This window comes from Saccharopolyspora aridisoli, assembly GCF_004348445.1.
In the GTDB taxonomy this organism is placed as follows: domain Bacteria; phylum Actinomycetota; class Actinomycetes; order Mycobacteriales; family Pseudonocardiaceae; genus Saccharopolyspora; species Saccharopolyspora aridisoli.
In genome coordinates this window covers 13,976-28,358 of the sequence record NZ_SMKV01000053.1, presented here as the reverse complement: position 1 = coordinate 28,358, position 14,383 = coordinate 13,976, and the positions used below count along the sequence as shown (strand labels likewise).

Below are 14,383 nucleotides of genomic sequence, written 5' to 3'. Positions count from 1 at the left end.
GATGATCCAACTCCGCGATGAACATCGTCGGCACCCCGTACAACGACGTGCACCGCTCCTGCGCCACCGCCCTCAACGCCGACCCCGGATCAAAACCCTCCGACGGGATCACCATCGCCGAACCATGACTCGTGCACGCCAAGTTCCCCATCACCATCCCGAAGCAGTGGTAGAACGGCGGCACGATCGCCACCCGATCCACCTCCGAATACCCGCACAACTCCCCCACGAGAAACCCGTTGTTCAAGATGTTGTGATGCGACAACGTCGCACCCTTCGGAAAACCCGTCGTACCCGACGTGTACTGGATGTTGATCGGATCATCCGCCGACAGCCGGATCTCGCCGAGCCTGCGCTGGTCAGCGGCAGCGCCGACGAGGACCTCCCACTCCGGCGATTCCAGGAACACAACCTGCTCCAGGCGCGCGCACTTGCTCCGGACCTCCTCGACCATGGCTGCGTAGTCGGAGCTCTTGAACGACTTCGCCGAGATCAGCATCCGAACCCCGGCCTGGTTGAGCACGTACTCCAGCTCGTGCGACCGGTAGGCGGGGTTGATGTTGACCAAGATCGCGCCGATCTTGGCGGTCGCGTACTGGGTCAGCGTCCACTCAGCACGGTTGGGCGCCCACACGCCCACCCTGTCCCCCTTGACGATGCCCGCCTCGAGCAGACCGGTGGCCATCGCATCGACGGCGGCGACGAACTCCCGGTACGTCCAACGACGACCTGCCGCGACCTCCACGAGCGCGTCCCGCTCCGGGAAGCGCGCCGCCGTGCGGTCCAAGTTCGTTCCGATCGTGTCGCCCAACAACGGCGCGGTGGACGCACCGGAGTCGTAGCTGAGCGATGTCGGCTCGGTGTCCACGACGACCTCCCGAATTCGGTGGTGCAGGTCACCATCTTCACCTGCACCACCGAACCGGGCCAACCCCGGACGAGCGCGCCCGGGGAGGGTCCTCGAAGACCCGGTCAAGCCATGAAGGGGTCCGTGACGTGCTCCCGGAGGTCCGCGATGGAGCGGACCACCTTGGTGGGGCGGTACGGGAAGCGCTCCGCCGTGTCCTCGTCGGAGATGCCGGAGAGGACGAGGATCGTCTGCAGCCCGGACTCCAGGCCCGAGCGGACGTCGGTGTCCATCCGGTCACCGATCATCAGCGTGTTCTCCGAGTGCACGCCCAGGTGGCGCAGCGCGGAACGCATCATCAGCGGGTTCGGCTTGCCCACGTAGTACGGAGCGCGGCCGGTGACCCGCTCGATCAGGGCGGCTACGGCGCCGGTGGCCGGCAGCGTGCCCTCGCGGCTCGGGCCCTTCTCATCCGGGTTGGTGGCGATGAACCGGGCACCGTTCTCCACCAGCCGGATGGCCTTGGTGATGGCCTCGAAGCTGTAGGTGCGGGTCTCACCCAGGATCACGTAGTCGGGATCCCGGTCGGTGAGCACGTAGCCGATGTTGTGCAGCGCGGTGGTCAACCCGGATTCGCCGACCACGAAGGCCGAGCCGCCTGGCCGCTGCTGCTCCAGGAACTGCGCCGTGGCCAGCGCGGACGTCCAGATCGCCTCCTCCGGGATGTCCAGCCCGCTGCGCAGTAGCCGGGCCCGCAGGTCCCGTGGCGTGTAGATCGAGTTGTTGGTGAAGACCATGAACGGGATGCCGTTCTCCCGAAGAGCAGCCACGAACTCGTCCGCGCCGGGCACCATGTGCTCCTCGTGGACCAGCACGCCGTCCATGTCCATCAGGTACGTCCAGGTGGATGGCTCAGTCACGCCCCCGATGATCCTCCGGATACCGGGTGTATGGCCACCTCGGTCGCCTTGATCACGAACCAAACGTCCTCACCTGCGGAGATCCCCAGCTCCGCGACCGCTGCCGGGGTGACGTCGGCGGCCATGCCGACGTTCGAGGGGCCCGTGGCGCGCACCCGGACCACGTCACCGCGCGGTTCCAGGGCCGCGACGCGGACCGGCAGCGCGTTGCGCGGACTGCCGTGCGGGCGCTGCCGGTGCACCGCCACGGCCGAGGGCGCGAACACCGCTCCCGCCGGCTCCCGCGCCTCCAGCTCCTCGACCACCCGGCCGCTGATGATCTCCTCGCCGATCAGCACTCCCCCGTCGGTCGCCGTGCCGGGCAGCAGGTTGAGACCGGCGAGGCGTGCGGTGAACGCCTCGCGCGGACGCGACAGCACCTCGCTGGTCGGTCCCTGCTCGACGACGCGACCGTCTCGCAGCACCAGCAACCGGTCGGCCAGCACGACGGCGTCGAGCACGTCGTGGGTGACCAGCACCGTCGGCACCTCCTGGCGGCGCAGCACCTGGTGGAGCAGTCCGCGCATGGCCGGAGCGGCGTCGACGTCGAGGGCCGCCAGCGGCTCGTCGAGCATCAGCAACCGGGGGTCGCCGGCCAGCGCGCGAGCCAGCGCGACCCGTTGCGCCTGCCCTCCGGACAGCCGCGCGGGACGGCGTCCGCTCAGTTCGGCCACATCGGTCTCGGTCAGCCAGCGCACGGCGATCTCCCAGGCCCTCGCCTTGCTCGTGCCCGCGGCGCGCGGACCGAAGGCGACGTTGTCGCGCGCGGTGAGGTGGGGGAACAGCAGCGCCTGCTGGGCGAGCAGGCCGACTCCGCGCCGGTGCGTGGGGACGTTGATGCGGCGTGCGGTGTCCAGCCAGGCCGTCCCGTCCAATTCGACCACGCCGTGATCGGGCGCCAGCTGTCCGGCCAGCACCGACAGCAAAGTCGACTTCCCGGCGCCGTTCGGGCCGAGCACCGCCAGCACCTCACCGGGCGCCACCGCGAATCCCGCGCGCAGCGAGAACTCCGCGCGGTGCAGCTCGACGTCCACCCGCAGGCCGCTCACAACCGTCCCTCCACTGCTCTCGGCCTGGCGATCACGATCACCAGCAAGGCCACCACGACCAGCAACAACGACATCGCCACCGCAGCGTCCACATCGGACTGAGCGGTGGTGTAGACGGCCAGCGGCAGGGTCCGGGTGCTGCCTTGCAGGCTGCCCGCGAAGGTGATCGTCGCGCCGAACTCGCCGAGCGCGCGGGCGAAGGTCAGCACCAGGCTCGACCCCAGCGCCGGGAGCAGCAGCGGCAGCGTCACGCGCCGGAAGGCCAGCCACGGACCCGCTCCCAGCGTCGCGGCGACCTGCTCGTAGCGTCCGCCGGCCGTGCGCAACGCGCCTTCGAGACCGACGACCAGGAACGGCATCGCGACGAAGGTTTGGGACAGCACGACCGCGGCCGTGGTGTAGGGCAACCGGATTCCGGCGACCGCGAGCACACCCCCGAGCGGCCCGGTCCGCCCCAGCAGGTACAGCAGCGCCAGCCCGCCGACCACCGGCGGCAGCACCAGCGGCAGCAGCACCAGCGCTCGCACCACCCGCATCCCGGGCAAGGTGGAGCGCGCCAGCACCACGGCCAGCGGCACCCCCAGCAGCGCCGCCAGGGCGGTCGCGATCAACCCGGTGATCACCGACAGGCGCAGCGCGTCCAGCGCGGCCGGGCTCAGCAGCAGCCCCGGCAGCCTGGCCGGTTCGACGCGGGTGAGCAGACCGGCGACCGGCAGCACCACCAGCGCCAGCGCGAGCACCGCAGGCACCCACAGCACTGCGGGGACCTGCGGTGGATGACGTCTGATCATGGAACGAAACCGTGCGCGCCGAGCACCTCGCGACCCGCGGGCCCGCGCACGTACGACACGAACTCGTTCGCCAGCTCCGCCTGCTGCGAATCCCTGACGGTGGCGATCGGGTAGTTGTTGACCGCCTGCGACGACTCGGGGAAGTCGATCGACTGCACCCGGCCTCCTGCCGCCTCGGCGTCGGTGACGTAGACCAGGCCCGCGTCGGCCTCGCCCGCGACGACCTTCTGCAGCACCTGCTTGACGTCGTTCTCCTCGCTGACCGGCCGCAACCCGACGTTGGCGGCCTTGGCGACCTGCTGGGTCGCGGCGCCGCAGGGCACCTGCGGGGCGCAGACGACCAGCTCCTCGTCCGCGAGGTCGGCCAGCGAGGTCACGTGCGCGGGGTTGCCGGGCGGGACCACGATGGTCAGCCGGTTCGTGGCGAAGTCCTGCGGCGGCGAGACCAGGTCGGCGACCTCGGACATGTTCTTGTCGTCGGCCGAGGCGAACACGTCCGCCGGGCGGCCCTGCTTGATCTGCTCGGCCAGCGTCGACGAGCCCTGGTAGTCGAACTGGATCGCGACGTCGGGGTGCTCGGCGGTGAACCGCTTGCCCAGCTCGTCGAAGGACTCGGTCAGCGAGGCCGCCGCCAGCACCGTCACCGTGCGCTGCTGCGGCGGGGCCTGCTGGCCGGAGCGGGCCTGCCCGCAGCCGGCCAGCAGGGTCAGCGCGAGCATCCCACCCGCGATCATCTTGAGCTTCGACATTCAGCCCTCTCCCGGTGTTTCCACCACGACGTTGGTCGACTTGACCACGGCCACCGCCAGCGAACCGGGGACCAGCCCGAGCTCGCGCACCGCCTCGGTGCTCATCAGCGACACCACGCGGTGAGGTCCGCACTGGATCTCCACCTGCGACATCACCTTGTCCGACACGACCTCGGTCACCAGCCCGACCCAGCGGTTGCGCGCCGAGCGCCCGACGGCCGACGGGTCCGGTGCGGACCTGGCCTGGTCGCGGGTGAAGTCGGCGAGCGCGGCTCCGTCGACGACCAGCCGTCCGGCTGCGTCGCGCTCCGCGGGTAACTGCCCGCCGTCGACCCAGCGGCGAACGGTGTCGTCGCTGACGCCGAGCAGCGCGGCGGACTCTGCGATCCGGTATTGCGGCACGAACGCAACGATACTTCCGCAGGTGCGGAGGAACCAAGGCTACCGAACCGCGAACCAGGATCGTTGACACCTGCCACACCGCTGTTGACCAGGAACCTTGCGCCGCTCGAATTTGCCGCGCGCGATCGAAAAGCGTCGGTCCGAGGAGATAGGGTCGAGTTGTGAACGCGGTGGATTTGGGAATCCCGTTCGTGCGCCGCACGATCGACCCCTCCGAACGGCCGGACACGCCGTACCTGGTGGATCGCTTCGGCCGGGTGGCGACGGACCTGCGCGTCTCCCTGATCGACAAGTGCAACCTGCGCTGCACCTACTGCATGCCCGCTGAAGGGCTGCCCTGGCTCAAGCGCGACGAAATGCTCGACACCGACGAGATGAACCGGCTGATCCGCATCGCGGTCGAAGAGCTCGGCGTCACCACGGTCCGCTTCACCGGCGGCGAACCGCTGCTGCGGCAGGACCTGGTCGACGTCATCGCGGCCACCTCGTCACTGCCCAGCCGGCCCACGACCTCGCTGACCACCAACGGCATCAACCTCGGCGGCTTCGCCGAGAAGCTGGTGACGGCCGGGCTCAACCGGGTCAACGTCTCGTTGGACACCTTGGACGGAGCGGTGTTCAAGGAGCTGACCAGGCGTGACCGCATGCAGGACGTGCTCGACGGGCTCGCCGCGGCCAAGACGATGAAGCTGGAGCCGGTCAAGGTCAACGCCGTGCTGATGCGCGGGATCAACGACCACGAGGCCCCCGAACTGCTGCGGTACTGCATCGAGCGCGGCTACCAGCTGCGGTTCATCGAGCAGATGCCGCTGGACGCCCAGCACGGCTGGGAGCGCTCCGCGATGATCACTGCGGACGAGATCTTGGAGATGCTGGGCGAGGAGTTCACCCTCACCCCGGACGTCGCCGAGCGCGGCTCGGCACCGGCCGAGCGCTGGCTGGTCGACGGCGGCCCGGCCACGGTGGGCGTGATCGCCTCGGTGACGCGACCGTTCTGCGCGGAGTGCGACCGCACGCGGTTGACCGCGGACGGACAGCTACGCTCGTGCCTGTTCTCGACGACGGAAACGGACCTGCGCGGACCCATGCGCGAAGGCGCCACCGACGCCGAGCTGATCCGGCTGTGGCAGGGCGAGATGTGGGCCAAGGCCGCCGGTCACGGGATGGACTCCGGTGAGTTCGCCCAACCATCAAGGCCGATGAGCGCAATCGGGGGTTAGCGGAGATGACCGCGGTGTCGGAGCAGAGCGCCGGTCCGGCGAGGAGTTCGGTGTCGGTCCAGGTCCGGTATTTCGCAGGCGCTCGCGCGGCGGCTGGCGTTCGCGAGGAGACGGTGCGGCTGCACCGCCCGGACGGCGCGGCTCCGACGGTTTCCGACGCCATCGCGGCGGCGCTGAACCAGCACGACGAGAAGCTGGCCAAGGTGCTGCCCGCGTGCAGCTTCCTCCTCGACGGCGTGGCCGTGCGCGACCGCAGCACACGCATTCCCGGCGACGCCACCCTCGACGTCCTGCCGCCGTTCGCGGGCGGCTGAACCGCCCGCCGAGGGCGGTGCACTGTGTCTTCTGCGCGCGTGCGTGCGGGTGCGCGAATACAACATTCCCGGGCGCGTCGTACAGCCTCGTTCAGGTGACTTTTCGGATGATTCTTCGCTCATTCGATCTTGGTTCTCAGAGCGCCTTCCGAGCCCACCCCTCGCCCGCCTGAAAGCCACCCGATCTAGCGACCGGGCTACCTACGCTCCGTGGTTCCATCAATACGAATTGCATTCGCGCTCGGCCATCCGCGTCCCCACGCACTGGCGTGATCCACGCCCGCTCGACGGTTGGTAACCGCGTGACAGGGGTTTCCCAGCGGGAGCATCGTGGTGACCCAGGCCTCACTCACGGTGATCGATTTCAGCCCGGAAACGGTCCGATAACGACGCTCTGATCAGCGAAAATGATCGGGATCGCCACCCGTTTCGCCGGTGTTACTGTGACCAGCGTCACATGGTCCATGATTTCCGATCTTCGGATTGGTTACGTAGTGTCGCTCCTCGGTCGGCCCCGAACCGATCAGCAAGGAACTCGAGAGCCCGTGGCGCCGAACCTGTCCAGCGGGCTCTCACCCCGAAAACGAAACAGAACCGGACAGGAACGAGGGACGTCTCAGGGCCCCCCGAAAGCCCCGAGACGCCGCCGGCTCCCCCGAGACCGGCGGGCGTGAACCCGGCTCCTCCGAAGGAGCCAGACCGAGGGTTCGACCCGAGGCGCGGTAGGAGAGAGGGACATGTCCAGTTACAAGGGCAAGCACCGCAAGCCTTCGAATACCAAGCGCAACTTCGCCCGGATCGCCGTTGCCGGCGCTGTGGTCGCCACCCCGATCGCGATCGCCGCACCCGCCAACGCCGCGGACTGGGACGCTCTGGCCAAGTGCGAGAGCAGCGGCAACTGGAGCGCCCGCACCGGCAACGGCTTCTACGGCGGCCTCCAATTCACCCCGTCGACTTGGGCCGCTTACGGCGGCACCCAGTACGCCAGCAGCGCTCACAACGCCACGCGCGAGCAGCAGATCGCCGTCGCGGAGAAGGTTCTCGCCTCCCAGGGCAAGAACGCCTGGCCGGGCTGCAGCGCGAAGCTGAACTGGACCAGCGGCTCGACCAAGTCGAGCACCAAGATCGAGACCACGCCCAAGAAGAAGACCACGACCACCACCAAGACCAGGTCCACGGTCAAGGCGGACGGCGCCGACTACACCGTCAAGGCGGGCGACACCCTGGGCAAGATCGCCCAGCAGTTCGGCGTGAACTACCAGGACATCGCCGCGAAGAACTCGAGCGTGATCAGCGACCCGAACCTCATCTTCCCGGGTCAGCAACTCGACGTGAAGTAACACCTGCACGGTCAGGCAATCCCCCCAAGGCCGACCGGCAAGGACGCACGCGCCGTCTCCCCCGACACGGCACGTGCTCCGCCAGAGAAACCCCCTCCACCGCGAAGCCCCCTGAGCGGTGGAGGGGGTTTCTTGCTGAACAGGCCCGAGCTCGTCAGGCAAGCACCGAAGATGCCTTCTCAACTGCCCACCCGAGCGGGCACCGCCGCGGGTCCATGACACGTCCTCTGGAGAACAGCCGCAGCGCCGCGCATCCGCGCGCACTCAAGCCTCGGAACCTGGAGGCGGGAGGCGTGTCAGGTTCGGCCACCCGCACCGCTGAGCAGTAGAACCAGAGAGCAGTTCCCACGAGCTACGGGCAGTTGACCCATTCCTCCGTGTTGTCGTCGAAGACCTGGCGCTTCCAGATGGGCAGCCGGCGCTTGACCTCGTCGACGAGCTCTGAGCAGGCGGTGAACGCCTGCTTGCGGTGCTCAGCGGCGACCGCGCAGCCGAGCGCGACGTCACCGATCTTGAGCATCCCGACGCGGTGCGAGACGGCGATGGCGCGAACGCCTTCGAACCGCCCGGCGATGTCGGCGGCTACCTCCTGGATCACGTCCTGCGCGATGGGGTGCCCGGTGTACTCCAGTTCCAGCACTCCCCGGCCGCCGTCGTGGTTTCGCACGACCCCGCCGAAGGTCACCACGGCTCCGGCCGCGTTGTGCTCCACCGACCGGGCCAACGACTCGACGTCGATGTGCTCGTCCACGACATCGGCCCGCAGGACCTCGGCGGGGGTGTGCGCCGGTGCGGTCGCCGATCCGGGGTGGTCGCCACCGTGGAGCTGATCGACCGCGTGGTTCAGAACGCCTTCGAGGACGCCCAGGCCGTCCTTGACCCCGCCGGTGGATCCCGGGAGGTTCACGATCAGCGTGCGACCGCTGACGCCCGCCAGCCCTCGGGAGAGGACGGCGGTGGGGACCTCGGGGAGTCCGGCAGCCCGGATCGCGTCCGCGAGACCGGGGATCTGGTGCTCGAGGACCTGCCCGGTGACCTCGGGGGTGCGGTCGGTGGGGTTGATGCCGGTGCCACCGGTGGTGATCACGACGTCCACGCCGGCGTTGACGGCGGTGCGCAACTGATCGCCGACGGGGTCGCCGTCGGGCACCACGAACGGTTCGGGTGTCTCGTAGCCGCGGTCGCGCAGCCACTCCACGATCACCGGACCGGTGCGGTCCTCGTAGATCCCGGCGGCGGCGCGGTTGGACGCGGCGACGACTCGCGCGGTCCTCGTCATGGAGACCTCCCGTGGATGGCCCGACCCTGGTGCAACGACGGCGAGCGGCGGATTAGTCCGCTTCGGTTCGCTCCCAGAGACCGGTCTTGCCGCCTTCCTTCCGCTCGACGCGGACGGCGTCGAGCACGGCGCCGGGATCGACGGCCTTGATCATGTCGTGCAGCGCGAGCCCGGCGACGGCGACCGCGGTCAGCGCCTCCATCTCGACACCGGTGCGGTCGGTGGTCTTGACCGCGGCGGTGATCCGGACTTCGGTGTCGCCGAGTTCGAGCTCGACCTTGGCGCCGGAGATGGCGATGGGGTGGCACAGCGGGATGAGGTCCGGCGTGCGCTTGGCGCCCATGATCCCGGCGAGCCGGGCGGTGGCGACGGCGTCGCCCTTGGGCAGGCCGTCGCGGCGCAGGAGCGTGATCACCTCGGCAGTCGTGCGCACGACTCCGCTGGCCACCGCCTCGCGGGCGGTGGCGTCCTTCTCGGACACGTCGACCATGCGCGCGGCACCGGCCGCGTCGACATGGGTGAGCTCATCCTGCGCCATGTCTGAAAGCCTAGAGGACCGCCGTCCCCGGCCGGGTGGAGGGAAGGCGGAGAGGGGGACGCGATCATCTCGTGATCACGTCCCCCCGCGGACGGCGTCGGCCGACCTCATGCCCTGTTGAGGAATGCGGGGAACCGCTGTTCCGGTGCGGGACCCAGCCGGCGCCGGGTGAGGTCTTGAGCGGCTTCGTACCGCTGCGCTTCCCGCTTCGCGGGTCGCTGACGCCGCACCGCCGAGCAGCGCGATGCCTCAACAGCTACTAGTAGTCGAGGTCTTCGGCCATGCTCCAGGGCATGGACGAGCCACCTCGCGAGGCGGTTTCGGCGGGTTTGGCCGCCAGCGCCGCCTTCTTGACCGCGTCCGCGACGGCCGGGGCGACCGCGTTGTCGAAGACGCTGGGGACGATGAACGAGGCGTTGAGGCGCTCGCCGTCGACGACGTCGGCGATCGCGTTGGACGCCGCGAGCATCATGTCGTCGGTGATCTGGTGGGCGTGCGCGTCGAGCAGCCCGCGGAAGACGCCCGGGAAGGCCAGCACGTTGTTGATCTGGTTCGGGTAGTCGCTGCGCCCGGTGGCCACGATGGTGGCGTGCTGCTGGGCCTCCAGCGGGTCGATCTCCGGGTCCGGGTTGGCCAGCGCGAAGACGATCGCGTCGGAGTTCATGCTCGCCACGTCGTCGGCGGAGAGCAGGTCGGGCGCCGAGACGCCGATGAACACGTCGGCCTCGCGCACGGCGTCGGACAGCGTGCCAGTTCGGCCCTCGTTGTTGGTGGTGGAGGCGATGTTGCGCAGGTTCTCGTCGGCGTCGCCGCGCCCGGCGTGCACGATGCCGTTGATGTCGACGGCGATGATGTCGGCGGGCTTCTTGTTCTGCAGCAGCCGGATGATCGCTGAACCCGCCGCGCCCACACCGCAGACCACGATGCGGCAGTCGGCGATGTCCTTGTCCACCACGCGCAGGGCGTTGCGCAGCGCGCCGAGCACGACGATGGCGGTGCCGTGCTGGTCGTCGTGGAAGACCGGGATGTTGAGCTTCTCGCGCAACCGCGCCTCGATCTCGAAGCAGCGAGGGGCGGCGATGTCCTCGAGGTTGATGCCGCCGTAGACGGGAGCGATCAGCTCGACGGCGCGGATGATCTCCTCGGTGTCCTGGGTGTCCAGGCAGACCGGCCAGGCGTTGACGCCCGCGAACTTCTTGAACAGCGCCGCCTTGCCCTCCATGACCGGCAGCGCGGCCTCCGGGCCGATGTTGCCCAGGCCGAGCACGGCGGAGCCGTCGGTGACCACGGCGACGGCGTTGCGCTTGACGGTGAGGCGGCGGGCGTCGTCGGGGTTCTCGGCGATCGCGGTGCACACCCGGGCGACACCCGGGGTGTAGGCGCGGGAGAGGTCATCGCGGTTGGCGAGCGCGACGCGGGAGTTGACCTCGATCTTGCCGCCGAGGTGCACCAGGAAGGTCCGGTCGGAGACCTTGCGGACGCGCACACCGGGCAGCGCTTCGAGGGTCTCGGTGACCTCGCCGGCGTGATCGGCCGACAGAGCGTTGCAGGTGATGTCGACGACGATGCGGTCGGCGTGCGACTCGACCACGTCGAACGCCGTGATCACACCGCCCGCACGCCCGATCGCGCTGGTCAGGTCGCCTGCGGCGGTCGTCGACGGCGGAGCCTCGACGCGAACGGTGATCGAGTAACCAGGACCTGGAACCGGCATTGGCACACCCCTGTCGAGCGAACGGCTATGGACGTGGGTGCCGCCCCCGACGGTCTGACCGCCGAAGCAGATCGCCTACCCGGCACGCAAGCCATTCTGGCCCGCCAAGCGACCGGAACTTCACCCAGCACGAAAAAGCCTAAAACTTTCCTGCTTGTGAGCTAGATCCGGTGGGTTACTCGTGAGTCAGTATTGACAGGACGCGTTCGCCGGGTGCCGGTTTCGACGCCGAACCGGCACCCGGCCGGTTCGGCGACAGGGGTCTCACTTGTTGATGACCGTGACCGGGTGCTCGTACTGGACGGCGTCGTCGTTCAGCGGGAACGTGGTGTCCCCGAACGGCGACAGGGCGCCCTGCTTGTCGGCCACCAGCTCGCTGACCGGGTGCTCTCCGGCACCGGCCTGCGGCCATGTCGGGTCGATGCGGTCCTTCTTGGTCTTGCCGGCCACGTCGTCCTCCTGTGCATTCCGGCTGCGGGCAACTCCAGTTTGCCGGATCGGGGCGATCGAACTCACCCAAGGGTGTCGCAGCTTGCACATCTCCGGCCCCTCCTGCCCAGGCACGTCGCTCTCCCGGAGTTGGGTGTGACCGGATCACCGCCGTGATCAGGACCCGACTGCGGCGGTGATCCGGGTCAGCCGGCGCCGGTGGTCGGGGCCTGTCAGGAGCCGCCGAGTGGGGCGACCGGTTGCGTTGGGCCCGGCGTTGGTGGGCTGGTGTCGCGCGGTGGGTGGGTGTCGAGGTGGGGAGGTGGGGGCTGCCACTGGGTATCGTGGGCGTGATGCCTCCAGTTGGAAATTGGCTCCGCGACCGCGGCGACGAGCAGCTCGTCGCTCTGCTGCGCGCGCGCCCGGACCTGGCGACGCCACCGCCCGCCGACCTGTCCGTGCTCGGCTCCCGGGTGGCGCAGCGATCATCGGTGGCCCGCGCCTGCGAGGAGCTGGACTCCTTCGCGCTGAGCGTGATGGAGGCGCTTGTCCTGCTGGACGCCGACGAACAACCCGTCGGGCTGGACGCGGTGGCCGACCTGTTGGGCAGCGAGGTCACCGTGCAGCGGGTCCGCCGGACGGTGAACGCGCTGCGCGACCTGGCGCTGGTGTGGGGCGACGACGACTCGCTGGAGATCGCGGGCACCGCTCGCGAGGTGCTGCCGACGTTCCCCGGGGGCTTGGGGCGACCGGCCGACGACCTGACCGAGGTGACCGCCAAGGCGGCCTTGGCCGAATTGGACGAGGAGGAGCGGCGGCTGGTCGGCAAGCTCGCCGACGGCTCCCCCATCGGCCGCACCAAGGACGCTTCCGCGCACGTCCCGCTGGAACGCGCGACGAACCCGGTCCAGCGGCTGCTGGCCCGGGGGCTGCTGCTGCGCCGCGACACCGAGACCGTGGAACTGCCTCGGCAGCTGGCGCTCGCGGTGCGCGGGGATCAGCCGATGGGCCGGATCGAACCCGAGGAACCCGCCCCTGAACTCACCCAGACCGACCGCGAGCGGGTGGACAGCACCGCCGGTGGCGCGGCGCTGGAACTGCTGCGGCACGTCGAGGAACTGCTGCTCGCGTGGGAGACCGATCCGCCGGACGTGCTGCGTTCGGGCGGGGTCGGCATCCGCGACGTCCGCCGCACCGCCAAGATCTTGGAGGTCGATGAGCAGCACATGTCGCTGCTGGTGGAGGTGGCCGTCGCCGCCGGTCTGCTGGACCGCACCGAGGACGCCGAACCGCGCTGGCTGCCGACGATCGCCTCCGACACCTGGATGGCTTCTCCTGTCGAGCACCGCTGGGCCGTGCTGGCGGCCGCGTGGCTGGAACTCCCCCGGCTGCCGGGGCTGACCGGTGCGCGCGATGAGAAGGACCGGCTGATCGGGCCGCTGTCGGACGAGCTGAGCCGCCCGCTGGCGCCGAGGGACCGGCGACGCATCCTCGACTACCTCGACGAACTCCCCGGCGGTTGCGGCGCCCGCCCGGACGACGTGGCCACCGTGCTGGCCTGGCGGGCGCCACGGCACGCCGGTCGGCTGCGCGACGACCTGGTGCGCTGGACGCTGTCCGAGGCGACCGCGCTGGGCGTCGTAGCGCTGGACGCGATGACCACCGCAGGTCGCGCGCTGCTGTTCGACGGCCCGGCCGAGGCCGGCCACCGGCTCCGCGAGGTGCTGCCCGATCCGCTGGACCACGTGCTGGTGCAAGCGGACCTGACGGTCGTCGCGCCGGGACGGCTGGAGCCGGACCTGGCGGCGGAGATGAAGCTCGTCGCCGACGTCGAGTCCGCAGGCAGCGCCACCGTCTACCGGGTCGGCGAGGCCAGCGTGCGCCGGGCGCTGGACGCCGGTTACACCGCCGACGACCTGCACGCGTTGTTCCGGGACCGGTCGAAGACGCCCGTCCCGCAGGCGCTGACGTACCTGATCGACGACGTGGCGCGCCGCCACGGCAAGCTCCGAGCCGGAACCGCAGCAGCCTTCCTGCGCTGCGACGATCCGGTCGTGCTGGCCGAGGTGCTGGCGACTCCGGCGAGCGAGGAGCTGGAGCTGCGGCGCATCGCGCCGACCGTGCTGATCAGCCCGCTGCCCCTGGCGGACCTCGTGGAGCGGCTCCGCGCAACCGGTTTCGCACCGGTCGCCGAGGGCCCCGACGGCAACGTGCTGGACCTGCGCGCGAGCGGGCGCCGCACCCGCGGCAAGACCCGGCAGCGCACGTCCTACGGGCCGTCGGTGCCCAGCGCCGAGCAGCTGGGATCGATGGTCACGCAGCTGCGCGCCAACGACATCGCCGGTTCTGCCCGCCGGGGTCGCGCGGTGGTGCCCGAGCGGGGCCGCCCGAGCGCCGAGGCGACCCTGGCGCTGCTGCGCGACGCGGCGACCGAGGAGCGCAGCGTGTGGCTGGGTTTCGTGGACACCCACGGCGTCCGCAGCCAGCACGTCGTGCGCCCGGTCAGCGTAGGCGGAGGCGTCCTCCAAGGAGTCGACGCGGCCAACGACGAACTCGGGAACTTCCCCCTGCACCGCATCACATCAGTAGCCCTCGTCGAGGACTGACCCGGAGGACTGCCTGGAGCAGCGGCGCAGTCGCTGCTCCAGGTGCGGGCTCAGCCCGCGCACGTCGTCCGGCGAGTACGCCGCGACGTCGTGTGCTGGCACACATCAGGAGTGGCGCAGAAGTCCAGGCGGCGTGTCAGGTCCCG

Annotated in this window: 15 protein-coding genes and 1 pseudogene; 4 read left to right on the top strand and 12 right to left on the bottom strand. The window is 69.9% G+C overall.

The annotated features are described in order from the left end of the window. The 7 genes and pseudogenes from E1161_RS25480 to E1161_RS25455 all read right to left on the bottom strand — a co-directional run. Positions 1 to 868: AMP-binding protein (locus E1161_RS25480; protein WP_165939933.1), on the bottom strand; the 868-nt coding region annotated here is incomplete at its 3' end. 104 nt (positions 869 to 972) lie between these two features. Beyond that, positions 973 to 1,737 (bottom strand): HAD-IIA family hydrolase, encoded by a 765-nt coding sequence (locus E1161_RS25475; protein WP_207920398.1) that lies wholly within the window; start codon positions 1,735 to 1,737, stop codon positions 973 to 975. Between the two features lie 26 nt (positions 1,738 to 1,763). After that, positions 1,764 to 2,333, bottom strand: coding sequence for a TOBE domain-containing protein (locus tag E1161_RS28760; protein WP_408012117.1), 570 nt, complete (start codon positions 2,331 to 2,333; stop codon positions 1,764 to 1,766). Between the two features lie 39 nt (positions 2,334 to 2,372). Further along, a pseudogene (locus tag E1161_RS28755) lies at positions 2,373 to 2,789 on the bottom strand (ATP-binding cassette domain-containing protein); the annotation flags it as partial. Between the two features lie 62 nt (positions 2,790 to 2,851). Then, positions 2,852 to 3,646 carry an ABC transporter permease gene (locus E1161_RS25465; RefSeq protein WP_132627274.1) on the bottom strand — a complete coding sequence of 265 codons (795 nt, stop codon included), beginning with the start codon at positions 3,644 to 3,646 and terminating at the stop codon, positions 2,852 to 2,854. Next, positions 3,643 to 4,395 carry a molybdate ABC transporter substrate-binding protein gene (modA, locus tag E1161_RS25460; RefSeq protein WP_235875301.1) on the bottom strand — a complete coding sequence of 251 codons (753 nt, stop codon included), beginning with the start codon at positions 4,393 to 4,395 and terminating at the stop codon, positions 3,643 to 3,645. Before modA ends, E1161_RS25465 begins: the two co-directional genes overlap by 4 nt. Beyond that, the gene (locus E1161_RS25455; protein ID WP_132627273.1) at positions 4,396 to 4,797 is read right to left on the bottom strand and encodes a TOBE domain-containing protein; all 402 of its coding nucleotides are present in this window, start codon (positions 4,795 to 4,797) and stop codon (positions 4,396 to 4,398) included. Between the two features lie 161 nt (positions 4,798 to 4,958). On the opposite strand from E1161_RS25455, the gene moaA reads away from it, so the two are divergent. From moaA to E1161_RS25440, 3 genes are all read left to right on the top strand, one after another. Beyond that, positions 4,959 to 6,017: a GTP 3',8-cyclase MoaA gene (gene moaA, locus E1161_RS25450; protein WP_207920397.1), complete on the top strand. Its 1,059-nt coding sequence runs from the start codon at positions 4,959 to 4,961 to the stop codon at positions 6,015 to 6,017. A 5-nt stretch (positions 6,018 to 6,022) separates the two neighbouring features. Next, positions 6,023 to 6,331: a MoaD/ThiS family protein gene (locus E1161_RS25445; RefSeq protein WP_132627272.1), complete on the top strand. Its 309-nt coding sequence runs from the start codon at positions 6,023 to 6,025 to the stop codon at positions 6,329 to 6,331. Between the two features lie 737 nt (positions 6,332 to 7,068). Beyond that, a complete protein-coding gene (locus E1161_RS25440; RefSeq protein ID WP_132627271.1) occupies positions 7,069 to 7,671 on the top strand; it encodes a LysM peptidoglycan-binding domain-containing protein in 603 nt (200 codons plus the stop codon). 352 nt (positions 7,672 to 8,023) lie between these two features. On the opposite strand, the gene E1161_RS25435 is transcribed toward E1161_RS25440, so the two are convergent. The 4 genes from E1161_RS25435 to E1161_RS25420 all read right to left on the bottom strand — a co-directional run bounded on the left by E1161_RS25435 (position 8,024) and on the right by E1161_RS25420 (position 11,652). Beyond that, positions 8,024 to 8,950, bottom strand: coding sequence for a molybdenum cofactor biosynthesis protein MoaE (locus E1161_RS25435; RefSeq protein ID WP_132627270.1), 927 nt, complete (start codon positions 8,948 to 8,950; stop codon positions 8,024 to 8,026). 52 nt (positions 8,951 to 9,002) lie between these two features. After that, positions 9,003 to 9,488, bottom strand: a complete 486-nt coding sequence (gene moaC, locus E1161_RS25430) for a cyclic pyranopterin monophosphate synthase MoaC (RefSeq protein ID WP_132627269.1) — start codon at positions 9,486 to 9,488, stop codon at positions 9,003 to 9,005. A 259-nt stretch (positions 9,489 to 9,747) separates the two neighbouring features. Next, a complete protein-coding gene (locus E1161_RS25425) occupies positions 9,748 to 11,202 on the bottom strand; it encodes an NAD-dependent malic enzyme (RefSeq protein WP_132627268.1) in 1,455 nt (484 codons plus the stop codon). A gap of 264 nt (positions 11,203 to 11,466) precedes the next feature. Then, on the bottom strand, positions 11,467 to 11,652 hold the full coding sequence (locus E1161_RS25420; RefSeq protein ID WP_132627267.1) for a hypothetical protein: 186 nt from the start codon (positions 11,650 to 11,652) through the stop codon (positions 11,467 to 11,469). A gap of 332 nt (positions 11,653 to 11,984) precedes the next feature. Here E1161_RS25420 and E1161_RS25415 point away from each other — a divergent pair, with 332 nt between their 5' ends. Further along, positions 11,985 to 14,237 carry a helicase-associated domain-containing protein gene (locus E1161_RS25415; RefSeq protein WP_132627266.1) on the top strand — a complete coding sequence of 751 codons (2,253 nt, stop codon included), beginning with the start codon at positions 11,985 to 11,987 and terminating at the stop codon, positions 14,235 to 14,237. On the opposite strand, the gene E1161_RS28455 is transcribed toward E1161_RS25415, so the two are convergent. Beyond that, positions 14,214 to 14,339, bottom strand: coding sequence for a hypothetical protein (locus E1161_RS28455; RefSeq protein ID WP_268951424.1), 126 nt, complete (start codon positions 14,337 to 14,339; stop codon positions 14,214 to 14,216). The genes E1161_RS25415 and E1161_RS28455 overlap by 24 nt on opposite strands. Between the last annotated feature and the right edge of the window lie 44 nt (positions 14,340 to 14,383).